The organism is Synechococcus sp. Nb3U1, assembly GCF_021533835.1.
Taxonomy (GTDB): Bacteria; Cyanobacteriota; Cyanobacteriia; order Thermostichales; family Thermostichaceae; genus Thermostichus.
This window is the reverse complement of record NZ_JAKFYQ010000001.1, coordinates 1,849,762-1,875,370: the sequence shown is the minus strand read 5'-3', so window position 1 is coordinate 1,875,370 and position 25,609 is coordinate 1,849,762. Positions and strand designations below refer to the sequence as shown.

The following is a 25,609-nucleotide window of genomic DNA, read 5'->3' as shown; positions in this document are numbered from 1 at the left end:
GGTTTAATATGTCGGAAAATCTTGACCTGCAAGATGCGGTGGGACGTTTCTTAAAGACGATTGGGCGTTACTCGTTGCTCACGGCGGAAGAAGAACTCCGCTTGGCTCACCAGGTTCAACAGATGGTGTTGCTGCTGGAACAACGCCAGAGCTATGAGTCTGTAGAAGACTGGGCCAGACGGATGGGGATCCCTTTAGGAGAGCTGCAGCAAATCCTACGGCAGGGGGAAGCGGCCAAAAAGCGGATGGTGGAATGCAACCTGCGGTTGGTGGTGTCCATCGCCAAGCGCTATCGCAATCGCGGCTTGCCCTTTTTGGATCTGATTCAGGAGGGCACCATCGGCCTCACCCGAGCGGTAGAAAAGTTTGACCCTACCCGAGGCTACAAATTTTCCACCTATGCCACTTGGTGGATCCGCCAAAGCGTCAATCGCGGCATCCAAAACAAAGGCCGCATGATCCGTTTGCCCGCCCACATGTACGAGAAAGTCTCGCAGGTGAAACGGCGCTACCGGGAGTTGTCCTCCGAAAAGGGATCCCGTCCTCAAGCCGAGGAGGTGTTTGAGTCTCTGGAGATCGGCGATAACTACCGGGATTTGATCACCCGACACATGGCCGAGATGCGCTCCCTCAACATGGGGGTGGGGGATGAGGACGGCACGGAATTGCAACATTTCATCCAAGACGAAGATAACGACCCTGTCGAACATCTGAACCGGGTTGCCCATCGGGAGGAAGTGCGTACTCTAGTGGGTCAACTGAGTGACCGGGAACAACAGGTGATCGTGGCCCGTTACGGGCTGGATGGGTCTAGCGGCCTAACGCTACGGGAAATTGGCGAACACATCGGTCTTTCTCGGGAGCGGGTACGGCAGATCGAACGGCGGGCCCTACGAAAATTGCGGCGACTACAGCAGGAATACTCCACCCCCAAAACCAGCAAGCGGCTTAACCCCTTGACGTGAAATACTCCCAACGCTACGCCTACGGCAGGCTACGCCAAGACCTTCCCCTTCGGACAGCAAGCTACAGGTACAGCGCGGGGCTAGGAACGACTTGCGGTCTACCCGTCTAAGAAGAGCTAAAGCCCCTATTTTCTTAGATGTTTTCTTATCTTAGAAGGGATCCTCTTCTCGGCGCCTTTGCCAAACCGACTGAGCTGCCAACCACACCGTCTGTACCGGCACCCGATATTCCTGGGCGCGGGCAGCACAATCGCGGAACTCCGGCTGAGCATTGACGATGCGACCATGATGGCGAGCCACCTTCACATCCACGAGGCCATAGGGGGTTTCCACCCGCTCGATCACCCGTTCTAGCAGGGTGCGCTGCTCTTGGGAATGGCGAATACCAAGGGTGCTGGTTTCCCGAAAGATCAAGTTCTGACACTCAGGCACCCGATCCGGTGGGCAGATCACCGTCAGCAGCACCCCTGGTCGCCCCTGCTTCATGGTGATCGGCTGAGTAAAGACATCCCAAGCGCCGAGGGCCAACACCTGCTCACAGGTATAGGCGATCACCTGAGGGTTGAGATCGTCGATTTGAGTTTGTAACACCGATACCGTTTCTGTAAGTTCCCCACCGGCAGTCTCGCCGATCCAGAGGCGCAACACATTCGGGATCGGCAGCTCACGAGTACCTGCGCCGCGCCCCACCTTCTCCACCCGCATCGGCGGACAGGGGACAAATTCCTGGGCCAGCGCCACCGCCAAGGCCGCCCCTGTTGGGGTGACCAACTCCGCTTCCACCCCATTGCTAAACACCGGCACACGAGCCATTTCCCACAGCTCGATCACCGCTGGCACGGGCACCGACAGCTTGCCATGCTCCGTATTCACCCACCCACCCCCGATCGGATGAGGAGAAGACAGCACCTGCTCAACCCCAAGCCAATCCAGACCGATGCAGGTGCCGACAATATCCACCAGGGCATCCACTGCCCCCACTTCGTGGAAATGCACTTTTTCTAGAGGCATTTGGTGCACTTTTGCCTCCGCCTGGGCCAGCTTGTAGAACACCTCTAGGCTGCGGGCCTTAATTGCCGGGGCCAATTGGGATCCCTCGATCAGAGCCTGAATTTCTGGCCAGTGACGGGCAGGGTGTCCCCCACCGTGGGATCCGAGTACCTCCACCACCGCATGCAGAGCGGGCTGACCACACCGCTGCACCCGGTTCACCTGCAGGTGAAATTCCCCTTCTAGCTCCAACGCCTGTAGCTGCTGGTTCAGGTACTCCAGCGGCACCCCACAATCCAGCAATGCCCCCAAGCACATATCGCCTGCGATACCTGCTGTACAGTCGAAGTAGGCCAATTTCATCGTTGATGCCAAGAATGCCGACCCCATTTTGACACTCCCCATGCCTAAAGGCAGGGGATTCTTGGTTCAGCGAGTCAACTTGTCTGAACCAATTGCTTGATTCAGATAGAGGTCGTCATCCCAATCACGATTGGGGGTCTCCAGAGTCGGAAGATTTGGGGGGTACGGCGGATGCTCGCCGCTGTTTGAGGGTGTTGCCAAGATTACGCCGAAACTCCCCAATGCCCAGCAGGGATCCCGGCTCTGGATCCCAGGAAGCAGAAAGCACACCGTAGCTAATGCCCAAAAAGCCCAAGCCGAAGAAAGCCAGCGACTCGACCAGGGTGAAATAGCTGGGCAGAGCCAGCACATGGTTGACCAGCAGGTAGTAGTTGACAAAGAAGCTGCTCAACCCGATCAAGGAAGGGATCCCGCAAAACACCAGCACCCGACGCACCATACGGCGGCTGATCTCGGGTGGAATCGGGACTAAAGGCTCTTTCTCCAGCGGAGTGGGAGCAGGACTGGGGGCAGAGCGGCGACGGGAGACTTTGGTATAGCGGCTGGATTTGCCCACGAAAATAGCTCTCTGGTAGCGCTCTTACTTTCTCACCTTACTTTCTCACACGAATGTTGAGCCGTTCGGTCAAGTCACGGAAGCGATCGGGAGAGTGCTTGGCGATGTAGCTGAGCAACCGTTTGCGGCGACCGATCATCATCAACAAACCGCGGCGGGAGTTGAAATCTTTCGGGTTCTTTTGGAGGTGCTGAGAAATTTGGTTAATGCGGTTGGTCAGCAAAGCCACCTGAACATCAGCGGAACCGGTGTCGGTTTCATGAAGCTGGTAGCCGTCGATGATCTCTTGCTTCTCTTGCTGCAATAAGGCCATAAGATCGAGAGAGTTATGCACTGCTTACAGATGATAACACTGGCCTTTCGGCCTTTGCTATTGCCGCAGCATGTCGTTGGAAGGAAGTGGCTATGGAAGCAAATGCTGGGGATCCCCCAATGCTGTCGGATTTATTGGATCTGCTGAACTCTCAAGATTTGGGGGATCGGTTGCGTGCGGTCAATTTGGCCCGGCAATTGCCTGGGGAAGAAACCCTGACGCTGCTACACCAGGCGGTCACCGACGAAAATGCCCGTGTCCGCTATGCCGCCATTAGCCAAATGGGCACTGTTTCTGGAGTGGATCCTGCCCCGATTTTGCCGATCCTACGCCAAGCTCTTGAGAAGGATCCAGAGTTCGATGTGCGGGCAGCGGCGGCGGCAGCCTTGGGGGATCTGAAACAACCGCAAGCCCTGACGGATTTGTTGGCAGCCTACCAGCGAGAACAGGAATGGTTGGTGCAGTTCAGCATTGTGGCGGCACTCGGGGAACTGGGCAACCCTGGCGCCTTCGATACCTTGGTGCAAGCTCTTCAGGGAGACAGTGAGCTGATCTCTACCGCAGCAGCAGCAGCCCTGGGGGATTTGGGGGATCCACGGGCCATTCCATTTCTGGATCCCTTCATCGATTCGGATGATTGGCAATTGCGCTACCGCATCTGCATTGCCTTGGGCAGATTGGGCACAGAAGCCGCCCGACCTGGTCTGACTCGTCTGGCCCAAGATCCGCAGGAACAAGTGGCTGTTCATGCCCGCAATGCTCTCGGATCCCTGTTCGGATCCCTGTAGCGTCGAGTCTCTCAACAAAAAAACTGCCCTTTTGAGGAAGGCAGGCCAAAGCTCTCCAAGGGGGCTCAAGATCCCGCCCCCAAGGATTTATCCCATCGCGTTGATGATGTAGTCGAAGTAGGGGGCAGCTTCTGCAGCCGAGGCTGGTTCCAACAGACTGAGGGCAGCGTCTTTCAAGAACACAATCGCATCAATCATGCCGGGAATGGGCACATTCAGGGCGTTGTACATCTCCCGTACCCCCACTAGCCCGATCGACTCGATCGGCTCTTTGCTGCCGGCGATGATGCCGTAGGTCACCAGACGCAGATACCAATCATAATCCCGCAAACATTGGTTGTAGCGCTTGTCGCCGTAGGCGTTACCGCCGGGCTGTCTATACTCGGGCCGCTTGCTGAACAGTTGCTTTTGCGCCTGATCGATGATGCGCTTCTTGTTCTCCGTCAGCACCTGAGCGATTTGCAAGCGCTTTTCGCCAGTGGTCATATAGTCTTTGACAGCTTGAAGTTCGCTGACCGAGAGATAACGCAGTTGGTCATCCGCACTCTCGATGATCTGGTTGATCACGCTCACCGTAGGGGTTCTCCTGTGTTCTAGCTTTATCTAAATTCGAATGAATGAATAAAAACGCAGCCTAGCCAAGCCAGCACTGCCAACTGCTCTCAGTTTAAGATAAGGCGGGTATTCCCTCAAGCGATCTTTACCTGATCTGAACCTGTCTAGATTCTGATCTGGCGCTGCCTTCCCATGGAATAAAACCGGGATTAAATCCGGCCTCGCAGCCATTGCGCCATCTCGTTGCGCCGGGGAGCAGCACCCAGACAAACCTCTTCGGTAATGCGCCCCTCTTGGTAAAGTTTGAACAAAGACTGATTCATCGTACACATTCCTTCATAGGATCCCTCGGAGATCAACTCCTCAATTTCATCCACCGCACCCCGCTTGATGTAGTCACGAATGGCATCGGTGTTGCGCAGAATTTCATGGGCAGCAGCCCGCTTGCCATCGGTGGTTCGCACCAAGGTTTGGGCGATGATCGCTACCAAGGTTTCCGATAGTTGCAGACGCATCGGCTCCTGTTCTTCTGGGCTGTAAATCCCCAGCAAACGCTCGATCGTGCGGACGGCACTGTTGGTGTGTAGGGTTCCAAAGACCAAGTGCCCGGTTTGACCGGCTTTCAGGGCGGTATCCACGGTTTCTCGATCCCGCATCTCCCCGATTAGGATCACATCCGGATCTTCCCGTAGAGAGGCCTTAAGGGCATTCGCAAATTCCAGCGTATGGATCCCGACCTCTCGCTGCCGGATCATGGATTTCTTACTTTGGTGGACAAATTCCACCGGGTCTTCGATGGAGATGATGTGTTTGGGAAAGCTGGAGTTGATGTAGTCCACCATAGCGGCTAGGGTTGTGGACTTACCGGATCCCGTTGGGCCGGTCACCAGCACCAAACCTTTGTGTTCTTCGGAGATGTGCTTCAAAACCTCCGGTGCCCGCAACTGCTCTAGGGTCAAAATTTTCAGTGGGATCAGACGCATCACCAGAGCGGGGCCAAGCAGGGAAACGAAGCAGTTGACCCGGCAGCGCACCATGCTCTCGTATTGAATAGCCGTATCCAGCTCTAGGCATTCTTCAAACTGGCGAATTTGGCTCTCAGGTAGGCTTTCCCGCAGCCAGCCATAGAACATTTCGGTGGTGGTGACTGGGTAGTTGGTCAGGAGCATTTGCCCCCGATCCCGAAAGCGAGGTACTTCCCCCACCCCCAAGTGAATGTCGGAATAGCCGTTGTCGTAGGCCTCTTGCACCAACTGGCGCAGTGTCAGTCCTGAGGAGGGAGCTCCAGCACCGCGAGGAGTCGCAGGCATCATCGGGATCCGCCCGGAAGCGGTTGGACGAGCCGGGGGAGCAAAAGGCATACCTGCGGGGGTAGCACTGGGTGCAGAGGCAGGCATCGGCATTTGTGGGGGTGCTGCAGCTACACCCGGAGGAATGGGACGACCCATGATTGCTCCTGTGCGAATCGCATCTTGGGGAGAAGCTGCCCCCGAACCCATCGCCGGATCCAGTTGGGTGGGTGGCTCCACTCTCGGCGTGTAGGCAGCCGGACGCGGAGGGCGTTGCATCACAGGGGGGGTGGGGGGTTTCCAGTCGGAGTCTAAGTCAGTAGGAAATTGGCTCTCGGGGCCGACTTCACTCATAATGGGCCTCGCTTCCGGCAGAGTTTGCGTCGATCTTACGCTAGTATTCCCAGTCCGGCGACAAGCTTAACCCTTGCTGATGCGACATTTGTAGACAGTCCCCTCAAGCCCCGCTAAAAACTGGATGGATGGCGAATCAAGCTGAGAAATTCTTCGCGAGTGCGGGGATCCTCCTGAAACACCCCCACCATGGAGCTGGTCACGGTCCAGGAGCCGGGTTTTTGTACACCGCGCATCACCATGCACATGTGGCTGGCTTCCATCACCACCCCCACACCGTAGGGATCCAGAACCTCCATTAAGGCCTCTGCCACCTGTCGGGTTAGGCGTTCCTGCACCTGTAGACGGCGGGAATACATCTCCACAATGCGAACAATTTTGCTCAGCCCAACCACCTTTTGTTTGGGGATATAAGCCACATGAGCTTTGCCAATAAAGGGCAGCATATGGTGCTCACACATGCTGAACATGGAGATATCCCGCACCAGCACCATCTCATCGTGGCCAACATCGAAAATGGCCCCATTGATCAACTCTTCCAGAGACTGCTGATACCCACTGGTCAAAAACTTCAAGGCCAGAGCCACCCGTTTCGGGGTTTTTTCCAGACCTTCCCGATTGGGATCCTCGCCAATACCACGCAGCAGGGTTTCTACTGCCGCCACCATGGTCGGATCCAGAACATCCGCGCTATCGAGCTCTTCGTCTACAGGATTAGACAGATCGCGTATCACCCGAGATTTGAGATTGTTTTTGTCATTTAGGCGAGACTGTGAACCGGATCCGGATTGTGCAAGGGCCATAAGAGCGTATTCCTTGTTGGACGAAGCGTTGTCTGCAATGGAGCAAAAAGAGGGAAACAGGCCAACAGGCGGGGCAAACCTAAAAGGCTCCACCCGTCGGCATCAGGGTGAGATCTTCCACCACCGCACCCATAGGCAAGCGCACGATATAAGCGATTAGATCAGCCACCCATGCCGCCGAAAGCATTTTGGAACGGTCGAAACTCACAGTGACAGTGTCCGTATCCCAGATGGGAGTGTTGACTGCACCAGGACAGAGGCTGGTGACCCGAATGCCGTGTTGCCGTTCCTCTTCCGCCAAAGCTTGAGAAAAGCCCATCAGGCCAAACTTGCTGGCACAGTAGACTCCCCAATCGGGAAAGGCGCGTTTGCCGGCGATAGAGACAACGTTGACAATGGTGCCGAAGCGTCGTTGGCGCATGCCGGGAAGTACCGCTTGAGCACAGAGAAAAGCTGCCGTCAGGTTCAGGTCGATCACCCGTTGCCAGTCCGATAACGATAAAGTTGCCAAAGGGCCAACATAGGCCATACCCGCATTATTGACCAAGACATCGCAAGAGCCAAAATCCGCAAGCAGAGACTGCAAACGCTGCGGCAATGCGGATAACTCGGATAGGTCGATGGGATAAACCTTCGCTCTACCTCCCAAGGCCTTGATCTCCGTCTGCACCGCCACCAGATCAGGGTGAGAGCGGGCTACTAAGGCAACAGGGATCCCCTGTTGAGCCAGGGTCAAGGCGACAGCCTTACCAATCCCTCGGCTGGCACCTGTGATCAGCGCCCCCTGCGGAATCTGTGCATCAAAACTCATCCATAACAAAGTCTTGGGATGCGCTCCACCAGTGCTAGCGCCACCAAAACCTGAGAGACTTCGTTAACAAGTGTAACACTTTTTTGTTGTCCAGCTGAATCGGGAGCAATTCTGGAGGGTCTTCACCGGAGCCGCCAAGCCTGAAAGGGGCAGAGGGGTATGTTAGAGTGCACAAATAGTGATAATCTTTTGCAACAATTGTCCTGCCTTCTCCTTTTCCTATGGCCGAGTCCCTGCTTGCCCCAACGCTGTTTACTGGCTCCCACGCCTGCCCTTATATTCTCCAGCTCGATGGCATTTGCAAACGGTTTCCTGGACAGCAGCATCCTGTTCTGGAAGAGATCCAGTTTCGTCTGCCCCAAGGAGACCTGCTCGGCATTGTTGGCCCTTCCGGCTGTGGGAAAACAACCTTGTTGCGTACCATCGCGGGCTTTGAACAGCCGGATCGCGGGCAGATTGTTCTCGGGAACCGGGTTGTGGCGGGGGCTGGGCAGTGGATCCCGCCAGAACAGCGGGGGGTGGGGCTAGTATTTCAGGATTTTGCTCTTTTTCCTCACTTGGATGTGTTGGCGAATGTGATGTTTGGCCTCCGGCCCACTAACGTGAATGGCCTCCGGCCCACTAACGTGAATGGCCTCCGGCCCACTAACGTGAATGGCCTCCGGCCCACTAACGTGAATGGCCTCCGGCCCACTAACGTGAATGGCCTCCGGCCCACTAACGTGAATGGGCCTAAATTCTCTAACAAACGGGATCCATCCAAGAGTTCCCAAGAAGCCAACGACCGTGCCTATGAAGTGTTGAGGTTAGTGGGCTTAGAAGCCTATGCTCATCGGTATCCTCATGAGCTTTCGGGAGGGCAGCAACAACGGGTAGCTTTGGCCCGTGCTCTGGCCCCGAATCCCAGCCTGATTCTGTTGGATGAGCCCCTGAGCAACTTGGATGTGCAGGTGCGCCACTACCTCCGGGAAGAAATTCGAAAAATCCTCAAGGAAACTCAGACCTCTGCCATTTTCGTTACCCATGATCAAGAGGAGGCTCTGTGCCTTTCCGATTGGGTGGCAGTGATGAGTCGGGGTCGCATCGAACAATGGGGATCCCCGGAGGAAATCTATCAGGATCCGGCCACCCGCTTCGTCGCAGAGTTTATCACCCAGGCCAATTTTTTAACCTGTGAGCGCCAGGAGCAAGGTTGGCAGGCTGAGAATTGGCTGCGGATCCCAACGCAAGTTTTGAAAGCTCCCCCGGATCCCGAGCTACATCAAGGAGAGTTGATGGTGCGGCAGGAGGACTTACAGCTGTTCCCCGATCCATCCGGGGAGATCACCATTCGAGATCGGCAGTTTTTGGGACGGGAGTATCGCTATTGCCTGATTTCCGATGCGGGCAAAGAACTCCATGCCCTGACACGAGAGGTGCTGCCCATCGGATCCCGTGTCCAGATTGCTGTCGAGAAAGGTCGTCTTTTTCCTGTGCATGAGGCCAGGTTCCCTCTCGATAGTTCCCCTAAAGATGGGTGAGTGTGATCCGGAAGGGCTCTTGAGCTAGGCAAAAAACCTTACGGAGCAAGGGATTGACCTGAATCTGCTGTATCAGATAACGCTAGAAAAGGCTGTAATCTAGATGGGCTTCTTCCAATACACCCAAGCATCTTCGCCGTTGTAGTAGCCTTTGCGTTCTCCCAACTTTTGAAATCCTACTGACTCATAGAGATGAATGGCTGCTTGATTGAAGCTTTTCACTTCCAGCGTTGCCCAAGCACAACCCAAATCTCTAGCTTGATTCAGAAGTTCTAGCAAAATTTTTCTGCCCAAGCCCTGTCTTTGATGAGCAGGATGAACTGCCAGAGAGATGATATGAGCTTCATCCTCAATGCGCCAAAGAATGCCGAACCCTACTAAGTTTCTATCGGAGTTTCTGTCGGAAGAATTGGGTGATAACTCCTCTTCTAGGAAAGCTCCTAGCACCGTGCTATTGGGCCGTTCTAATTCGGTTCGATAACCCTGTTCTCCCCAATGACCGCCGAAACAAAGCTGATCTAACTGCAACAATTGTGGCAAAGCTGCACTATCTAGCACTTCCAAACTGTAGGTAGCACTGCTATTCAAGTTCAATCTCGCAATTCACAAAATTCGGCTAGTAATAGTTGCCCAAATGGGTCATCATCAGGGGCGGCATAGGGTAAGGCTTTGCGACTGATGCTGAGAATACCCCCCTTAATCTCATAGTCAGTTCCTGCCACAAATCCTGCTTCCTGAAGATACTCGTGAGCAGCCTTGAGGATCCCTTCTTGAAGTTGCCCTTTGGCTCGGGGATCCATCAAATACCGGACGAACCACTGAGCACTGGCGGGATCCACTTCCGAAAGATGTTCCAGAGCAGGGGTTAACACCGCGGAGCGTTCTGGAGGGGATAAGCCATTCACCTGCTGAGCCACCGCAGGCACATCCCGTCGTTGCATGGCCTCGATCAAAGCTTGGATTGCTGTGGGTAAAGAGGGATCCTGGTCTTGCATCATGGCTGCTCATACCAAAGGGATTCAATCTGGGTGGCTAGGGCTTCTGCCTGAGATCTATCGGCTGCTGTGGGCAAGCAAACGGTAACATGGCCCAATTTTCGACCGGGACGGGCCGGGATTTTGTCGTACCAATGGACGGTGGCATTCGGGATCCGCGCCAGTGCTGCCCGCTTCTCGGCATAGTCCGATTCAGAATGTTCGTAGCCCAAAAGGTTCACCATCACGGCCCCGGCATAACTCAGGGAGGGATCCCCTAGCGGTAAACCCGTGATCGCCCGTAGGTGCTGCTCAAATTGGGAGGTCAAACAGGCATCCAACGTGTAGTGGCCGGAGTTGTGAACCCGTGGCGAAAGTTCATTGATCCAAATCCCAGCCTTAGGTTGTCCTTCGGGTACCCAAAACAGCTCCAAACCAAAAACCCCGACGGCCTCCAGTTTTTCCATGAGATCTGTGGCAATCTCTTGCACCTGGGTCGCAATCTGGTGGGGAATGCGAGCAGGCACAATCACCCGCCGACAGATTTGCTCCACCTGCAGGGTTTCCACCACTGGGTAGATCCGGATCTCTCCTGACACTCCCCGCGCCACGATCACCGCCAACTCCCGCTCAAACGGGATCCATTCCTCCAACAGTAAAGGGATCCCTAGCTGTTGTTGAAGGGCCTGCTGCAAAGCCTGAGGGGCACGGAGAATCTGGGTGCCTTGGCCATCGTAGCCATGTCGCCGTTGTTTGAGCACAACCGGGAAACGGTTGAGGCCCCTGAGCCTGCTCAGGGGATCGACAAGTGGATCTAAATCTGCACCCTCTGCCATCTGGGCAGAGTCTGGCAGGAGTTGAAACGCAGGCACAGGCAACCCCAAATGGGCCAGAAACTCTCGTTGCTCCCCTTTATCCAGCAGCGGCTTGAGACTGTTGAGGCTAGGGCGAAACCGGGATCCCTCTGGGTCTAGGGGCAAAAGTTCGGCAAGAGGAATGAACTCATTTTCAAAGGTGACCACAGGGCATCGCTCCAGCAATCGGGCTGTTGCTGCCACATCCGTAACCGATCCCCAAATCACCTCTTGCGCCACTCCCACCGCCGGATCGATTGGAGCAGCCGTTTGTACTACCCAGGGGATCCCCAACTGGCGAGCGGCCAAACCCATCATCTGCGCCAACTGACCGCCACCAATCACCCCAACCGGTTGTGATGTCTGTTGTTCCACAAGCCTACCGCTATACTGAGCAACGAGCCGCTATCCGCTATATCTGGCTATACCTATATTCTGGAACTATATTCTGGAACCCTATTATGGGATCCCTGCTCTGCAAGCACCAGGAGAAAAACGGTGGAACTGACCGAATTAAAAGCGCTGATTAACCGGGCACTGGCGGATAAAGTCTTAACCCGTGCCGAACAACAACAAATTCTCAAGGCTGTCACTGCCGATCAGGAGGTCTCTCCGGAAGAACACGAGTTGCTGGAGATGATTGTGGAGCGCCTCAACAGTGGCGAGATCCGAGCTGTAGATTAATCTCCCCCTTTGCTAGGTTTTGGTGGACAGACAAGAATAAGCAACCCTTCATGACACATCCCTTTCAGATTGCTTTGTCCATTCAAGTTAAAACCTACGATACCGACTACGCAGGAGTAGTGAGCAACCTCGTCTACCTGCGTTGGTTAGAGGATTTGTGTCTGGCACTGCTGGATGCCTATTTCCCTTTGCAAGGGCAGTTGGCCCAAGGGTACACCCCAGTGCTGCGACGAACAGAAATTGACTATCGGCGGCCTGTGCGACTGTTTGATTCCGTGATCGGGCGCATGTGGCTTCCCAAGGTCTCCCCCATGAAATGGTACATCTCCGCTGAGCAAGTGGGGGCCTTCTTGGATCTGAAAACCTGGAAACCAATCCCGGTACCGTCAGATTTTGCCCGTGGGTTTTCTTCTTAAAAGACCTTAAAATAAACTTCTATCTGAAAACTCCTGAGAAGAAGCGGATTTAGTCCCTAGATGTCTGGACTAGAACCTGAGATCACCTGCCAAGAGCGCGGCTGGTAAAACAAGCATTGGCTAACCAGCCGACCAGGATGAACAGCAAAGCGAAAGTACTCCACAATATCCAGCGAAGAAACCCCCTCCTTCACATATACCTTGAGGTTGTAGATCCCCGGCAGCAACCCCATATTCGGCAGATGCATCAAAACACGGGAGCGCCCCGCAGGCAAGGTCAGGTATTCGTCCTCAGCCGCACAGGTTAGAGTCAATACCCGTTCGGTGTCCCCCGCCACTGCTGAGATCAACACCCCCACGTTGGCTCGCTGGATTGGTCGATGACAGACCACTTCTACACATAAGGTGATCGGATCCCCGGTAGTGGGATGGCGTTGCCAGTTCCCCTCCCCATCTTGAAAGCCCAGAGCAGTAATATCGACACCCAAACTTTCATCAGGAGCCTTGGCAGGCAAGCGCAAAAACTCTGCCGTGGATTGGCCATCTCCCAAGCTGAGATCTGCTTCGTACTGCCGCAAAATCTGCTCGGTGGGGCCAGCCGCTATCAACTGACCCTTTTTCAGATAGACGGATTGCTCGCAAACATTCAAAATGGCATTCGGGTTGTGGGATACCAACACAAATGCCGTGCCCCGCTCCCGCAGACGAGCTAGCCGTTGGTAACACTTCATGCGAAAGCGCACATCCCCCACCGCCAGCACCTCGTCGATGAGGAGAATCTCTGGCTCAATGTGTACCGCACAAGCAAACCCCAACCGAGCCGTCATCCCTGAACTGTAGGTTTGTACAGGCGCATCGATGGCCTCCCAAAGTTCCGCAAAATCTACTACAGCATCGAAGCGAGCCTCGATCTGTCGGGTGGAAAGGCCCAAGATGGACATGTTGGCGTAGATATTCTCTCGCCCCGTCAAAATTGGGTTAAACCCCGCTCCCAAGGCAATTAACGGAGCCAACCGCCCTCGCACCCGTACCTGGCCTAAGTCCGGTTTGATCAGGCCACTGATGATGCGCAACAGAGTACTTTTGCCGGCACCATTGGATCCCACCAGCCCCAAAGCCTGTCCAGGCAGCAACTGAAAACTGACCCCTTGCAAAGCCCAAAATTCCTTGGGTCGCAGCCGCTCCCCCTGCCGGGATCCCCCCACCAAATCCGTGGCAATATCTTGTACCCCGTACCATAGGGAGCGCCGCAGTTGCCGACAAAACTTTTTGCTCACCCCTTCGGCTTGGATTACGGCTTCTGGACTAAAGGTCTCAACCCAAGAGTGACTGGGGCGTATCAGGGATCCAACCATGCTGTTCTTCTCTCCTCACAGTCTTCAAGAACTGACCCGCTCGATCACATAGGGCATAGCCAACCGGAAGGTGACCCAAGTGAATAGTAGGCTCACCCATACCAACCCACTGGCCCACCAGAAACTGGGAATTTGCGTTAGAGCCCCGGTTGTCGCCAGCTCACGGGTGGTGACCAACAAAGGAGTAACTGGGTTGAGGTTGACCAACATCTCCAGTCGCCCACTGGTGGGAACGGGATACACAACAGGCGTGAGAAAAAGCCAGAATCCCGTCACCAGCGTGATGCCTTTGGAGACATCTTGATAAAGCGCTCCCAGCGGTGAGAGCAGGGTGCCCACGACAATGCCCAACAGAATCAGATGAATCAGGGCCACAGGAGCCAAGAGCGCCGACGGCCCCACCGGGATTCGATACGCCCCAAAAAGCCCCACGATCAAAATCAGCTTGATGGCAAAGTTGAACCCCACCTCCCCCAACTTAGCCAGGATGATCGCCTCGCGCGGGAAGTTCACCCGGGTCAGCATTGGCTTGGCTTGAGTCACCGCCTGAATGGGACCATTGACCGATTCCACAAAGGTTTGCCAGAGGGAGGTACTGAACATGACGTAGGCACCATAGGGCAGCTCTGTGGGGCCGGGGGTGAACACCTCTGCTTCGCTAGCCAAGGAGAAACTCAAGGCCATCACGATCGGTGGAATAAATGCCCAGATAAAGCCCAGCAAAGAGGCCCGGTACTGGGCACTGATATCCCGTAGCATCAACCGCCACGCCAACTCTCGACTGGCCAACAGATCGGATCCCATCGCCCGCAACAGCTTCAGGGGAGCCCGCAAAGGGCTAGCGGGAGTATGAATGACTTCTTGGGTCATGCTGATCTCTTCCCGCTTGAGGGCACAGAATCTTGGGTCTGGAGCTGGGGCCTTTGAGCTGGGTTCCGCCGCTGATAGTCACGGGTCAGCCAACCTTCGATGAAGCGATCCAAGGGATACAACACCCATTGGTTCAGACGATCGCTGGTGCGACCCCTAGTGAGGATGCGGTTCAGCGGTTGCCAGAGGGTCATGCGCCGCCGCCAGCCCAGCTTTTTCAGCTTGGTTTTAAAGTAGCTATCTTCCGCCAAGTCCCATTTCTGCCGCAGGTGCTCCAGGCTGGCTTGTGTCCAATGGTTGCTCCAGCGCAGCATGTAAAAAGCAACATCACTCCAGTCCGCAGGCGGGCCAGGCACGTAGGTCACAAGGCTATTGGGCTCAAAATAGATCAATTCACCCGCAGCAGTTACCGTCATGCAAAAGTCCAGATGTTCTTTGGTATTGAGCATTCCCTCATCCAGAAACCCAACTTTTTCTCGTAGATCGGTGCGCAAGAACATACAGTGAAACTCCGCCAGCTCGGTGGGCTGAGCTTGCAGTTGAGCGCGAACCTGCTCCACCTTTTGGCCTTGTTTGTACATTTTTTCCCGTAAATGTCGGGATCCCTTGCCATCTTGCCAAATATAATTTTCGCCACCAGCACAGTGAACGATCGTATGTATGGGTTCGCGCTCACACATCAGGGGCCCCACAATAGCAGCCCCAGTCTCTTCGGCACACTGAAGCATCGACTCTAGCCAGCCGGGTGAAACGATGACATCGTTATCCACGAAGGCCATATAGGGGGTGCGTGCCGCTTCCCAGCCCATATTTCGAGCTTGATTGGGGGATAGATAGTGCTCCGTGCGAATCAACTGAAAGCCTCGTGCTTGAGATTGTTCCTTCAAGTAGCGCCCGATATGGGGAGGAGAATTACCATCCACATAGATCAGGTGAAATGGGATCCGTGTATAGGCATAGAGACTTTCTAAAGAAGCCTGAGTACAGCTAAAGCGCTCCCTTGGCACGACCACCAAGGTAACTTGCGGTTGCTCCGGGTTGGAACTCAAATCGGCTTGCAACATAACTACTCCTAATCAGAAAACTGAGAAGAATTAAGCTAGGAACCCAAAATAAAATTGCTCAAGCAGAGGGCTGTGGGGTGGGGTCGGTCAGCACATCTAGAGCATCCTCCCACAAGAGCTTTTGATAATGCCGTACCAGTTCATCATTCAGAGTCTCCAAATCAAACACCTGCTCAACAAAGCTGCGCCCAGCTCGACCCATCTCCGGCCAACGTTGGGGGTGTTGAATCAGGTCATGCAACCGCTCTGCCAAAGCACCCAGATCCCGCTCAGGCACGAGGAAACCTGAGATGCCCTCTTGCACCAACTCTGGAATACCCCCATGCCAGGTGCTAATCACCGGTAAACCCATCGCCATCGCTTCTTTCAGCACATTCACCGGCGCATCTTGGTTGCCATCGGCTGCCGTAACACTAGGAGCCAAAAAGAGATGAGAGCCAGACAAAATCTCGACAATCTCCATCTGATTCTTTTGCCCCAGCAGATGAATCTGCTCCTGCATACCCAATTGTTGGATCAAGGCTTCTAGCAAGGGGCGCTGCTCTCCCTCTCCGATGATGTTGAACTCCAAGTTCGGGTAAGTTTTGGCCACCTGAGCTACCGCCCAAATCGCATCCGGGATCCCTTTTTTTTCCACCAAGCGCCCCGTCAAGGCAATACGCACCCGTCCATCTTCCGGAAAATGCCGCGCCTGAAAGGGAAACTGCTTCGGGTTCAGCCCGGAATAAAGCACCTTTAACTGCCCTGCAGGGCAACCCATCGCCAGGAGCCGCTGCTGAAAAAAAACACAGTTGGTCAAACACAGATCGACCGTAGAAAAGAGATTGTTGTAGACCGACTCCCCGCGCTCTTGCACATATTGGCTGATGTCATGTCCTCGAAAGGAAACAATCAATTTGCCACGATTGACCGCCCGAAACGTCATGCCCAGCTCCCCTAAGGTGCCAAACTGACAATGAACTATGTCGTAAGGGGCCTTACCAACAGTGGCCTGGGCAACCCTCAAACGATCCTCCAGGGATCCCTCCGAGCCCCAAAAGACTCGTATCAAACGCGGTAGTCGCAACGGATCAACCAGGCTCTGACGCAACAAAGTCTTGGCAGTACATTTTAGGTAGCCTAACAGTGTTGCAGGCTTACCTGGCAAAAGATAAGTGGATTTGAGCAAATCATAGGCAACAACCTCCGGATGTAACTTGCTTTGCTCACCCAGTCTACGGGTATAAATATCAACTTCATGTCCACGTCTGAGCAGGCCAACGATCTGGTTGATCACAAAGGTTTCTGAGAGGAGCGGAAAATGACCCACAATCATTGCAATTCTCACAGCTTCTCCTCACAGGGGAACCCCCCTTTAGACTCACAGACTGCTAGCGATGGATTGCTCAGTACTCAGTCACTTCTATCGTCTCAATCTCAAGAGACACATCTTTCTTAAGATTTACTTTAAAATCTACCTTTAGGAAGGGGCTTTATTTTTTACCCAAGTGGGATCCCCCTGCATGACAGAGTCTTAACTTCATACTCGCCAGAAGCTCGGCAAGACGTTCTAGGTTGGCGCTGGGTTCTAATGTAAATAAATCCGGCTTCTCTCCAGCCAAAGAACGAGCGCTGGCAGCCGCCTTAGCCAAGGTAACCGCAGAAATCTCCCCGTTATAGACAATTACCCAATCAGACCCAACTGTTTCGGCCAAATCGGAGGTAAAGGGTACCCTCGGAGCAACAACCACACACCCACAGGAGAGGGCATGGATGAGTGCTCCGGAATGGAGAAAGCTACAGTAAGGAGCTATGAACACATCCAAGGCCGTCAAGACACGTTCGAAGTCCTCTGATGTAAGGCTGCCCGATCGGAAGTCTAATGCAGCTACAGTGTTCGAGAGCTCAGCGAGTGCACAGTCTACCCCGTCCTTCGCCAAACCGGCAATCAAAAGCTTAGAGCCAGGTGGCGCGATTTGCTCAAACCTCTCCGCCAAAGGCACGAGCTTCTTGTAGGGTCTGAGCTGACCAGCATGTCCGTAAACAAGTGCAGAGGATGCCAAACCCAGCTCTTGCCTAGCCTGCTCACAGTTGCCGTTGTAGCCAATGAAATAGGGCGGATGCCAAATAAAAGATTGAGGCTTTCTGGACAGCTCTGGGTAGCGCTCAACCGCCACTCCAGCCGTGGAGGGAGAGAGTGTGATCCACCCATCGATCAGTTGTGAAAGAGCACTCACGTAAACATCCCAAGCCTGGCGGCGCTCAAGTTGGAGATCATGGGGCTGAAGGTTGTGCACAAACCAAAGTATCCTTGTGCCCCGCAACTTGAGAAACACAAAATTTGTGATTACTTGTAAGATGAGAAGCCATAACTGAGCCACTGACTTTGACGACCAAAAAATTGCGTCAGGCCAGTGGATGACAAAGAGGTCTACTTTCTGGAGTGGGGGCTTCCAAGAGGTAGGATTGCCGTGGCGCACAGATAGGCCCAGATGGGCTAGCATCCCACAGACAGTGTCAACAAAAGTATTTTCGTGGGGTGCGGCGGGCCAAGAAAAGGCTACAGGCTTCCGACTGTTGCTCAAGCTGAAGTTTCCTCAAAACACTCGTAGGGAAAAGCGGCAAGCATCTCCGATACGGAATACTTGGGTGGATCAGGACATTGGCCATCTATCGCAGCCTGGATAGTTTCGTAAGATGGATAGTGAGATCTTCCAGTTCCCAGAAAGTAATCTTCATACTTGAAGCTGGGTTCCGCCTTTGACTTCAGCACTCTGACGGGCACCCCGAAGGCTTCAGCTACGACAATACCATGAAGCGAGGAGCTGATGACTAGCTCGCTTTGGGCAATGCGGCCAAGAACACTGGATAGCGAATCTGTGGGATTTTTAAGCATACTGGGATGAATATCCGAAATTACATCGTTCAAGTTGCTGATCACTGTGATCTTGTGTATTTTAGTATTTCTGAGAGCCAGATATTCCGGAAAAAGATGTCCGACTAGCAGTCCAGGATCCCCAAAGATCCGAGGAGCAGATATACCACGCTCCGCCAAAAATTTATGGGTCAGTGGCCCACGCAGCATCCTGACATCGATGCTGTTGAAACAATACTCCTCACTCGGGATTTTCCCATTGCGACCGCTACCCCAGATAATGTCTCCATTTTTTGCAAAATGAAGGATAGAACCTACAGTTAGGAGCGATTGATTAACTAAATCTGGATCTCCGATGGTTCGGATTTTTCTTGTCACCCCTTTTCGAGCCAATACTCTTTTCACAATGAGTGGGCCAAGAAGATCTCCAAAATTGTTAGGGCGACTGTAGAATGGGAGATTTTTACCAAACCTTCCCTTCCACCAGCGGCGTCTAGGATTCCAGAAATACAATGAAAGGTTCTCAGACATCACTCGTGCTGTAGCTGTATAACTTTTCTGATCTTCTTTAGGATCAGAGATTCCATTAGCATAAACAGTGGAGGACAAAGCCAGTAATCCTAACATTAACTAATTTATTCGGTAAAACAAGAAAGACAAGACTGTTCATGGCACAAGCTACATAAGAAAACACAAAAAACACCTTCATCCAAGAGAAGAACTTGAATTACAGTCCTGTTGTTGAGAACTCCCTCTTGACAAGGGGCCACTAAAAACTTTCTTCAGGCCTTGAAACAATCTGAAAAGCCTTCTTGATTGATTCTTAATAAATCGAATCTCTCGATCAAGCAGACTAATCTGCAAAGATTTTGGGAGAAGGAGTGTAGAAGATGATTTTTCGACGAGGTTGCAAAGTTCAAGCGGAATAGCCACATGCTCGTTGAAGTCAATAGATTCAATTAGAGACTGAGCCAATGTCGGAAATCCTAACTCAATAGCTAAGTTTTTAATTGCATTGGTATCATGCTTTAAGTATCGCTGACCTTTCTCTATTCCATTGTAGACCATGCCGCAATCAAGATATTCCTCAAGCTCGTTTGCCAATCGAATTAAAAGCACATCTTTGTCCGTCTGATTAAATTGTTCCATTCGACTCAAAAGTTTTTTAGGAGTATCAGGATCCCATTTAAGTTTTGTGTACTGCCCAATGTAAGCCTCAACCCTATTCCCCAATCGAGACTGAAGATAAGAACGCTTAGCGGGTGTAATGCCTTTTCGACCTCCAACACCAAAGTCTCCATTGGCGTAAGCGGCGTGAAGCAAGCCAGCTATGACAACATCAATGGACTGATTGAGGGAAGTAAGAATACTGGCAGTACCAACGAGGTGAGCAACAAAGGTTTTGCCAGAAGGCCGAAACATGCCTGTAAAGAGCTCAATAGTAACTCGATAGGCTTTTGCCAACTGTTGCAAATCTTCCAGGCTATAGTCCTGTTGAATCACTTGATTGAAGAGCTGCAAATTAGTTTGTGCATAGCTTTGCATACCGCCTCGCAGATCTCTTTCGCAGATCGCTAAAGATTTGGAACTCCATTCATATACAATGCACGATTTGACCTAAAAGAGTCATCTTTCTTTAGATTTACTTAATTTTTATTCTAGTTTCGCTGAATCCGGTCAACGTGATGGCGGTATGGGCTATGGGTGCGGTTGACTTTCTCCGCAGGGGGAAACGAGGAGGGGTATCGCCTAGAATCGGTTCAGAATTAAGCGTACCTCTGCTGCCATGAGTTCTAACTCCTCTGATTGGTTTACCCGGGCCCGCCACATCTTCTACGGCACAGCCACGGCTCTGGTAGAGATCCTCCAGGATCCTGAGAAGCGCACGGAAAATCTGAACCGCCTGTCGATGGATTTGGGACAACTAGCAGAAGAGCTGGAGCAAAAAGGAGAGCTGACTGAGCAAGAGGCGATTCGTTACCTAGAAGGCCTCAAGGACGCTGCCGCCAATACCCCCTCCACAGCCCCAGACAGTGAGACGCCCGTCAGCACCCCCAGTCCTTCTGAAGCTGCCTCTAGCCCCCCTCCTTCTAGTCCAGGCGGCTCAACACCGATCTCAAAAGAAGAGATTGCCGAGTTGATGGAGCTGACCCATCAGATCGAGTCGTTGCGGTTGGATCTGGAGCGGCTGCGCACGGATCCCGCTTCTCCAACTTCTGGTACGGATACAGAATCCTGAAGAATTTAAGAATTTTCGGCCTGGACTTGTGCGTCTCGATATCCTCACCTTGTTCCCAGACTTCTTTGGGGCTCCTCTGCGAATGGGTCTGCTGGGCAAAGCTTTGCAGCAGGGTATCGCCCAGGTCAACTGTATCAATCCACGGGATTTTGCTACCGATAAGCACCGCCGCGTTGATGATGAACCCTACGGGGGTGGGGTGGGTATGGTGCTCAAGCCAGAGCCCTTTTTTGCTGCGGTCGAATCCCTACCTCGCTGGGATCCCTGTGAGATTATTTTGCTGACTCCACAAGGGCAGACCCTCACCCAGGAGGTGCTGCAGGAGTTAGCTCAGAAGGCGCAGTTGATCCTCATTTGTGGCCAGTACGAAGGCTTTGATGAACGGATTCGCCAACACTTGGCCACCCGTGAGATCTCCTTGGGAGATTTCGTCCTGACGGGAGGAGAGATTCCTGCTCTGGCCTTGATCAATGGTGTGGTGCGGCTCTTGCCAGGCACAGTGGGTAAGGTAGACTCACTGAAGAGCGAAAGCTTCGAGTCAGGGTTGTTGGAGTATCCCCAATACACCCGTCCGCCGGAGTTCCGAGGCTATAAAGTGCCGGAGGTGCTTCTTTCAGGAGATCACCAGGCTATTGCCCGTTGGCGTCAGCAGCAGCAGTTGATTCGCACTTGGCAGCGGCGACCTGATCTTTTGGCCAAACGCTCCCTCACCGCTCAAGAACAACACCTGCTGGAGACGGGGTTGGCTGAGGAAAAAACAGATGTGGAGGAACCAACCGATGCGCAAAAACCCTCTCTCTAACCCATCTTGTGTTGGCTTGTATAGGATCCCTTTGGCGGTGGTTCTCCTAGGGATCACCACTGGCCAGAATTTGGTCAGCCCTGCAACGGCCTTGGCCCAAAACGAGAATGTTAACGATGCCATTCGCCGTGATGGCAATACCAACTTGTTCGATGGCAGCAGCATTGACATGAACGATCTGTTTCGCGCTGCCGACTTTCTCTCCAACCAGAATGCCACCTCCCGCTGGGATAGCACGGCTGGCGTCGATGCTGCTGTGGAGCAATTCAATCAATCCCGTCGCCGCCCCCTGCAACTCTCTCCCGGCTTGTTGCAGCCTGAGCCTACAGCTACGCCTTAAATTGGATCCCATCCCAAATAAATTTTGTTAGGATCGCAAAGCCGATCTTGAGTGCGCTCAGATCCGGTGTATCGTTCGGGATCCATCAGGAGAGTACCGCCGTGGTCAAGAGCACCCCTTCTAGCAAAGTCGATCCGCAGCAGCGTCTGGATCCCTCTCATCGGGGTAATTCCAAGGATGGTGATGTTGAGTCGAAAGGAATCGCGGGCTTCGTCAGAGATACCCGTGAGGAATTGGGCAAAATTGTTTGGCCTAGTCGTCAGCAACTGATCAGTGAATCGGTAGGCGTTTTGCTGATTGTGTTGGCCTTTGCCTCCTTTATCTACTTGATCGATCAAGTGTTTAGTTGGGTAGCGATTCAATTGTTCTAATCTGTTCTAATCAGTCAGTTCAGGTGGATCCCTATTGCCATAGGTGCGGGATTGACAGGTACGGGTATAGATTAATCAGGCGGAGGAAGATAGGTGATGAGCCTAGAGCCGGAGCAACATGAAGTACACGAAAGATATGATGGTGCAGCCGAGCCCTCAGATGCTGAAGGACAAAGTCGGCGCACCTTACGTTGGTATGCCCTACAGGTGGCTTCAGGTTGTGAAAACAAGGTGAAAAGCACCCTAATGCAGCGGGCTGCCGCTCTGGATGTGGCGGATCAAATTGTGGATGTGGTGATCCCGAAGCGGTTGGGGTTCAAGCTGGATCGGGCTGGTAAGCGCCAAGAGCAAGAAGAGAAAGTTTTCCCTGGCTATGTGCTGGTGCGCATGGACATGAACGATGATTCTTGGCTGGTGGTGAAGAGTACCCCCAATGTGATCAACTTTGTCGGCACCGAAGAAAAACGCGCCTATGGTCGAGGCCGCGGACATGTAACCCCGCGTCCCCTTAGCCATGGGGAGATTCAACGCATCTTCAGCAGCGTCGAAGTCGAGGAGGTACCTCTCAAAATCGATATGGCCGCTGGGGATCGGATCGAGGTGCTATCAGGCCCATTCCAGGGTTTTTACGGGGAGGTGGTGGAAGTCAGTCCAGAACGGGGCAAGCTAAAGGCTCTGATCTCGATTTTCGGGCGCGATACCCCGGTAGAATTAGAGTTTGGTCAAGTGCGAAAAGAGGTGTAACAGCGTTTCATGGCAAAGAAATTGGTGGCAGTGGTTAAGCTGGCCATTCAAGCGGGCAAAGCCACCCCCGCACCCCCGATTGGCCCAGCACTGGGTCAGCATGGGGTCAACATCATGGCCTTCTGCAAAGAATATAACGCCAAAACGGCAGATCAGCCGGGGATGGTCGTACCTGTTGAGATCTCCATTTTTGAGGATCGCAGCTTTACGTTCATTCTCAAGACTCCGCCCGCATCGGTGTTGATCAAAAAGGCCCTCTCCATCGAGTCCGGTTCCAGTGAGCCCCACAAAACCAAGGTGGGATCCCTGACCCAGGCCCAGTTGCGTCAGATCGCTGAGCAAAAATTGCCGGATTTGAATGCCAACGATGTCGAGGCGGCCATGAAGATCATCGCCGGTACCGCCCGCAGCATGGGTGTGACGGTGGCCGATTGAAGTGGGTCGCCTTACCCCTCAGTTGACTTCGGGATTGTTGATTTTTGAATTGTTAATTGTTTAAGCAAACCATTGTGGGGGAGAGACAGTCTCGCTAGCACCCCGAGGAGAAACCATGGCTCGAAAGTTATCCAAGCGAATGCAGGCTTTACAAGAGAAAGTGAAGCCAATTGCCTATGCCCCTGAGGCGGCTCTGGCCCTGATGAAGGAGACGGCCACTGCCAAATTTGAAGAAGCAGCAGAAGTCCACATCCGCCTGGGGATTGACCCCAAGTATGCTGACCAACAACTGCGCACCACGGTGGTTCTGCCCAAGGGCACCGGCCAAGAGATCCGGGTGGCGGTAATTGCTCGCGGTGAGAAGGTTACCGAAGCCCAAAATGCTGGTGCCGATCTGGTGGGCTATGAGGAGCTGATCGACGAAATCAGCAAAGGCATGATGGATTTTGACCTGTTGATCGCCACTCCTGATGTCATGCCGCAGGTGGCCAAGTTGGGTCGGTTGTTGGGGCCCCGCGGCCTGATGCCTTCTCCCAAGGGAGGTACTGTCACCGCTGATCTGACCCAGGCGATTGGTGAATTTAAAGCTGGTAAGTTGGAGTATCGGGCTGATCGTACCGGCATCGTGCACGTGATGTTCGGCAAGTGCAAGTTCACGGTAGAGGCCCTGCTGGAGAACCTGAAGGCTGTACAGGAGTCGATCGACCGCAACCGTCCCTCCGGGGCAAAGGGCAAGTATTGGCGAACTCTGCATGTTTCTGCTACGATGGGTCCCTCTATCGAAGTTGATATCAACGCCCTGCGAGATCTGAAATTGGCAGCCTAAGGGCTAAGCAAGTTTCGGAGTTGCGGTGGGTCAAAGACGGTTGCATTTGGGTCTGGATTGGTGAATTTCTAGGAGACACGAGGCAGAACACGCTTCCTACAGTCGAATCATCGAGCCGAAGACAGCAGGTGCCCACAGGCTTAATCTCCTGCCGAGGTTTGAGTAGAGTGCGGAGGGATCCTTTACGGATTCTTTTTGGTCTGTTCTCGCCTCAATGCGTCTTGGCTTCGGCTGGGACGCATTCTGTTTTGAGCGACCGGGATCCACCTCCAAGCTGAGCAACACAAAGGTTCATCCATTCAAATCAGGAGGTGAGCGCATGGGCAAGCAACCTGTAGCGAAGAAAGCGGAGGTCGTCGATGAAGTGCGATCTCTGCTGCAAGCCAGCCAAATGGTGCTGGTGATCGACTACAAGGGGCTGACCGTTTCGGAAATGAGCCAGCTGCGGGCAGAGTTACGCAAGTCGGATTCTGTTTGCATGGTGGTCAAAAACACTCTAATGCGGCGGGCCATCGCCGACCAAAAACCTTGGGCAGGGATCCTACCCTTCTTGGCGGGGCCATCGGCCTTTATCTTGATTCGGGGCGATATTACAGCCGCCCTGAAGACCTATCAAGATTTCGCCAAGCAAACCAAGAAAACCGAGTTCCGCGGTGCGGGCATCGAGGGGCTATCCCTGACATTGGATCAGGCCAAAGCCATCGCCGATCTACCCCCCAAAGAGGTATTGATGGCCCAAGTGGCAGGCAGCCTCAACTCGGTGGCAACAAAGTTGGCCGTTGGACTCAATGCTGTGCCCACTCAGGTGGCGCGTGGCATCAATGAGATTCCAGCTTCACTGGGACGAGCCATTCAGGCCATTGCCGACAAAGAGGCCGCTTAGGGGAATGGATTTCCCCCACGTTCTGCTGTCAGACCCGACATTGTCCATCAGCTGAAACGGATGGGCAACCCACAACGGACACCTGTCCGGTTCCACACTAGAGCACAAGTCAAACTTAAGTTACTCATAAGGAGAACAACACCATGGCTTCTGAGCGCGTTGAAAAAATCCTCGAAGACCTGAAAGCCCTGAGCTTGCTGGAAGCTTCGGAATTGGTAAAAGCCATCGAAGAAGCATTCGGCGTCAGTGCCGCGGCCCCCGCAGGTGGCATGATGATGGCGGCTCCTGTGGCAGCAGCAGCAGCTCCAGCAGCAGCGGCTGAGCCTGTAGAAGAGCAAACTGCCTTCGATGTTATTCTTGAGGCTGTCCCGGCTGATAAGAAGATCGCCATTCTCAAAGTGGTGCGCGAGCTGACTGGCTTGGGCCTGAAAGATGCCAAAGACCTTGTGGAAGCTGCTCCCAAAGCCGTTAAGGAAGGAGCCGCCAAAGAGGAAGCCAACGACATCAAGAAGAAGCTGGAAGAAGCTGGCGCTACTGTCAAAGTGAAGTAGTTCGAGCAACTCGAGCAACTAGGGAGAGAGATCCCATTCT

Annotated in this window: 31 protein-coding genes and 1 other annotated feature; of the genes, 14 read left to right on the top strand and 17 right to left on the bottom strand. The window is 53.5% G+C overall.

The genetic code is table 11. The features are described from left to right. Window positions 1-8 precede the first annotated feature (8 nt). Window positions 9-965, top strand: coding sequence for a sigma-70 family RNA polymerase sigma factor (locus L1047_RS08830; protein ID WP_235278495.1), 957 nt, complete (start codon window positions 9-11; stop codon window positions 963-965). 150 nt (window positions 966-1,115) lie between these two features. On the opposite strand, the gene larC is transcribed toward L1047_RS08830, so the two are convergent. From larC to rpsO, 3 genes are all read right to left on the bottom strand, one after another. Then, on the bottom strand, window positions 1,116-2,318 hold the full coding sequence (gene larC, locus L1047_RS08825) for a nickel pincer cofactor biosynthesis protein LarC (protein WP_235278924.1): 1,203 nt from the start codon (window positions 2,316-2,318) through the stop codon (window positions 1,116-1,118). A 124-nt stretch (window positions 2,319-2,442) separates the two neighbouring features. After that, window positions 2,443-2,874: a photosystem II biosynthesis protein gene (locus L1047_RS08820; RefSeq protein ID WP_235278494.1), complete on the bottom strand. Its 432-nt coding sequence runs from the start codon at window positions 2,872-2,874 to the stop codon at window positions 2,443-2,445. Between the two features lie 37 nt (window positions 2,875-2,911). Then, window positions 2,912-3,187 carry a 30S ribosomal protein S15 gene (gene rpsO / locus L1047_RS08815; protein ID WP_235278493.1) on the bottom strand — a complete coding sequence of 92 codons (276 nt, stop codon included), beginning with the start codon at window positions 3,185-3,187 and terminating at the stop codon, window positions 2,912-2,914. A gap of 92 nt (window positions 3,188-3,279) precedes the next feature. Here rpsO and L1047_RS08810 point away from each other — a divergent pair, with 92 nt between their 5' ends. Beyond that, a complete protein-coding gene (locus L1047_RS08810; protein ID WP_235278492.1) occupies window positions 3,280-3,975 on the top strand; it encodes a HEAT repeat domain-containing protein in 696 nt (231 codons plus the stop codon). An 87-nt stretch (window positions 3,976-4,062) separates the two neighbouring features. Here L1047_RS08810 and apcD read toward each other — a convergent pair whose 3' ends face one another. From apcD to L1047_RS08790, 4 genes are all read right to left on the bottom strand, one after another. Then, window positions 4,063-4,548, bottom strand: a complete 486-nt coding sequence (gene apcD, locus L1047_RS08805) for an allophycocyanin subunit alpha-B (RefSeq protein WP_235278491.1) — start codon at window positions 4,546-4,548, stop codon at window positions 4,063-4,065. A gap of 191 nt (window positions 4,549-4,739) precedes the next feature. After that, a complete protein-coding gene (locus tag L1047_RS08800) occupies window positions 4,740-6,098 on the bottom strand; it encodes a PilT/PilU family type 4a pilus ATPase (protein ID WP_443081711.1) in 1,359 nt (452 codons plus the stop codon). 188 nt (window positions 6,099-6,286) lie between these two features. Further along, the gene (gene folE / locus L1047_RS08795) at window positions 6,287-6,976 is read right to left on the bottom strand and encodes a GTP cyclohydrolase I FolE (RefSeq protein WP_235278490.1); all 690 of its coding nucleotides are present in this window, start codon (window positions 6,974-6,976) and stop codon (window positions 6,287-6,289) included. 79 nt (window positions 6,977-7,055) lie between these two features. Next, a complete protein-coding gene (locus tag L1047_RS08790) occupies window positions 7,056-7,787 on the bottom strand; it encodes an SDR family oxidoreductase (RefSeq protein WP_235278489.1) in 732 nt (243 codons plus the stop codon). 221 nt (window positions 7,788-8,008) lie between these two features. On the opposite strand from L1047_RS08790, the gene L1047_RS08785 reads away from it, so the two are divergent. Next, window positions 8,009-9,307, top strand: a complete 1,299-nt coding sequence (locus L1047_RS08785) for an ABC transporter ATP-binding protein (protein ID WP_235278488.1) — start codon at window positions 8,009-8,011, stop codon at window positions 9,305-9,307. A gap of 99 nt (window positions 9,308-9,406) precedes the next feature. Here L1047_RS08785 and rimI read toward each other — a convergent pair whose 3' ends face one another. The 3 genes from rimI to L1047_RS08770 are packed head-to-tail and all read right to left on the bottom strand — an operon-like array spanning window position 9,407 to window position 11,510. Then, a complete protein-coding gene (gene rimI, locus L1047_RS08780; RefSeq protein ID WP_235278487.1) occupies window positions 9,407-9,895 on the bottom strand; it encodes a ribosomal protein S18-alanine N-acetyltransferase in 489 nt (162 codons plus the stop codon). A gap of 2 nt (window positions 9,896-9,897) precedes the next feature. Beyond that, window positions 9,898-10,305, bottom strand: coding sequence for a hypothetical protein (locus L1047_RS08775; protein WP_235278486.1), 408 nt, complete (start codon window positions 10,303-10,305; stop codon window positions 9,898-9,900). Continuing rightward, window positions 10,302-11,510, bottom strand: a complete 1,209-nt coding sequence (locus L1047_RS08770) for a 5-(carboxyamino)imidazole ribonucleotide synthase (protein ID WP_328286044.1) — start codon at window positions 11,508-11,510, stop codon at window positions 10,302-10,304. The genes L1047_RS08775 and L1047_RS08770 overlap by 4 nt, the downstream gene beginning before the upstream one ends. 123 nt (window positions 11,511-11,633) lie before the next feature. Between L1047_RS08770 and L1047_RS08765 the strand changes: the two genes are divergently transcribed. Continuing rightward, window positions 11,634-11,819, top strand: a complete 186-nt coding sequence (locus L1047_RS08765; RefSeq protein WP_235278485.1) for a hypothetical protein — start codon at window positions 11,634-11,636, stop codon at window positions 11,817-11,819. Window positions 11,820-11,869: 50 nt separating this feature from the next. Then, window positions 11,870-12,235, top strand: a complete 366-nt coding sequence (locus L1047_RS08760; protein ID WP_235278484.1) for an acyl-CoA thioesterase — start codon at window positions 11,870-11,872, stop codon at window positions 12,233-12,235. Window positions 12,236-12,291: 56 nt separating this feature from the next. Here L1047_RS08760 and L1047_RS08755 read toward each other — a convergent pair whose 3' ends face one another. The 7 genes from L1047_RS08755 to L1047_RS08725 all read right to left on the bottom strand — a co-directional run bounded on the left by L1047_RS08755 (window position 12,292) and on the right by L1047_RS08725 (window position 19,923). Then, complete coding sequence (locus L1047_RS08755; RefSeq protein ID WP_235278483.1) at window positions 12,292-13,590, bottom strand: ABC transporter ATP-binding protein; 1,299 nt, start codon at window positions 13,588-13,590, stop codon at window positions 12,292-12,294. A gap of 24 nt (window positions 13,591-13,614) precedes the next feature. After that, window positions 13,615-14,460 (bottom strand): ABC transporter permease, encoded by an 846-nt coding sequence (locus tag L1047_RS08750; RefSeq protein ID WP_235278482.1) that lies wholly within the window; start codon window positions 14,458-14,460, stop codon window positions 13,615-13,617. Then, a complete protein-coding gene (locus tag L1047_RS08745) occupies window positions 14,457-15,524 on the bottom strand; it encodes a glycosyltransferase family 2 protein (RefSeq protein ID WP_235278481.1) in 1,068 nt (355 codons plus the stop codon). Before L1047_RS08745 ends, L1047_RS08750 begins: the two co-directional genes overlap by 4 nt. Window positions 15,525-15,582: 58 nt before the next feature. Further along, a complete protein-coding gene (locus L1047_RS08740; RefSeq protein ID WP_235278480.1) occupies window positions 15,583-16,851 on the bottom strand; it encodes a glycosyltransferase in 1,269 nt (422 codons plus the stop codon). A 145-nt stretch (window positions 16,852-16,996) separates the two neighbouring features. Beyond that, window positions 16,997-17,740 carry a glycosyltransferase gene (locus L1047_RS08735; protein WP_235278479.1) on the bottom strand — a complete coding sequence of 248 codons (744 nt, stop codon included), beginning with the start codon at window positions 17,738-17,740 and terminating at the stop codon, window positions 16,997-16,999. Window positions 17,741-18,084: 344 nt separating this feature from the next. Further along, a complete protein-coding gene (locus tag L1047_RS08730) occupies window positions 18,085-18,987 on the bottom strand; it encodes a polysaccharide pyruvyl transferase family protein (protein WP_235278478.1) in 903 nt (300 codons plus the stop codon). A gap of 96 nt (window positions 18,988-19,083) precedes the next feature. Continuing rightward, complete coding sequence (locus L1047_RS08725; RefSeq protein ID WP_235278477.1) at window positions 19,084-19,923, bottom strand: DUF6817 domain-containing protein; 840 nt, start codon at window positions 19,921-19,923, stop codon at window positions 19,084-19,086. Window positions 19,924-20,164: 241 nt separating this feature from the next. On the opposite strand from L1047_RS08725, the gene L1047_RS08720 reads away from it, so the two are divergent. The 9 genes from L1047_RS08720 to rplL all read left to right on the top strand — a co-directional run bounded on the left by L1047_RS08720 (window position 20,165) and on the right by rplL (window position 25,569). Next, entirely contained in the window at window positions 20,165-20,617 is a 453-nt protein-coding gene (locus L1047_RS08720) for a hypothetical protein (protein WP_235278476.1), read from the top strand. 28 nt (window positions 20,618-20,645) lie between these two features. Further along, window positions 20,646-21,419 (top strand): tRNA (guanosine(37)-N1)-methyltransferase TrmD, encoded by a 774-nt coding sequence (gene trmD, locus L1047_RS08715; protein WP_235278475.1) that lies wholly within the window; start codon window positions 20,646-20,648, stop codon window positions 21,417-21,419. 37 nt (window positions 21,420-21,456) lie between these two features. Continuing rightward, complete coding sequence (locus tag L1047_RS08710; RefSeq protein ID WP_235278921.1) at window positions 21,457-21,759, top strand: hypothetical protein; 303 nt, start codon at window positions 21,457-21,459, stop codon at window positions 21,757-21,759. 47 nt (window positions 21,760-21,806) lie between these two features. After that, on the top strand, window positions 21,807-22,130 hold the full coding sequence (gene secE / locus L1047_RS08705) for a preprotein translocase subunit SecE (protein WP_235278474.1): 324 nt from the start codon (window positions 21,807-21,809) through the stop codon (window positions 22,128-22,130). Window positions 22,131-22,226: 96 nt separating this feature from the next. Next, the gene (gene nusG / locus L1047_RS08700) at window positions 22,227-22,874 is read left to right on the top strand and encodes a transcription termination/antitermination protein NusG (protein WP_235278473.1); all 648 of its coding nucleotides are present in this window, start codon (window positions 22,227-22,229) and stop codon (window positions 22,872-22,874) included. Between the two features lie 9 nt (window positions 22,875-22,883). Next, window positions 22,884-23,309: a 50S ribosomal protein L11 gene (rplK, locus tag L1047_RS08695; protein WP_235278472.1), complete on the top strand. Its 426-nt coding sequence runs from the start codon at window positions 22,884-22,886 to the stop codon at window positions 23,307-23,309. A gap of 115 nt (window positions 23,310-23,424) precedes the next feature. Then, a complete protein-coding gene (gene rplA / locus L1047_RS08690; RefSeq protein WP_235278471.1) occupies window positions 23,425-24,135 on the top strand; it encodes a 50S ribosomal protein L1 in 711 nt (236 codons plus the stop codon). A 97-nt stretch (window positions 24,136-24,232) separates the two neighbouring features. After that, window positions 24,233-24,390, top strand: a sequence feature (ribosomal protein L10 leader region). A 64-nt stretch (window positions 24,391-24,454) separates the two neighbouring features. Next, the gene (rplJ, locus tag L1047_RS08685; RefSeq protein WP_235278470.1) at window positions 24,455-25,018 is read left to right on the top strand and encodes a 50S ribosomal protein L10; all 564 of its coding nucleotides are present in this window, start codon (window positions 24,455-24,457) and stop codon (window positions 25,016-25,018) included. A gap of 143 nt (window positions 25,019-25,161) precedes the next feature. Next, window positions 25,162-25,569: a 50S ribosomal protein L7/L12 gene (rplL, locus tag L1047_RS08680; protein ID WP_235278469.1), complete on the top strand. Its 408-nt coding sequence runs from the start codon at window positions 25,162-25,164 to the stop codon at window positions 25,567-25,569. Window positions 25,570-25,609: the final 40 nt, after the last annotated feature.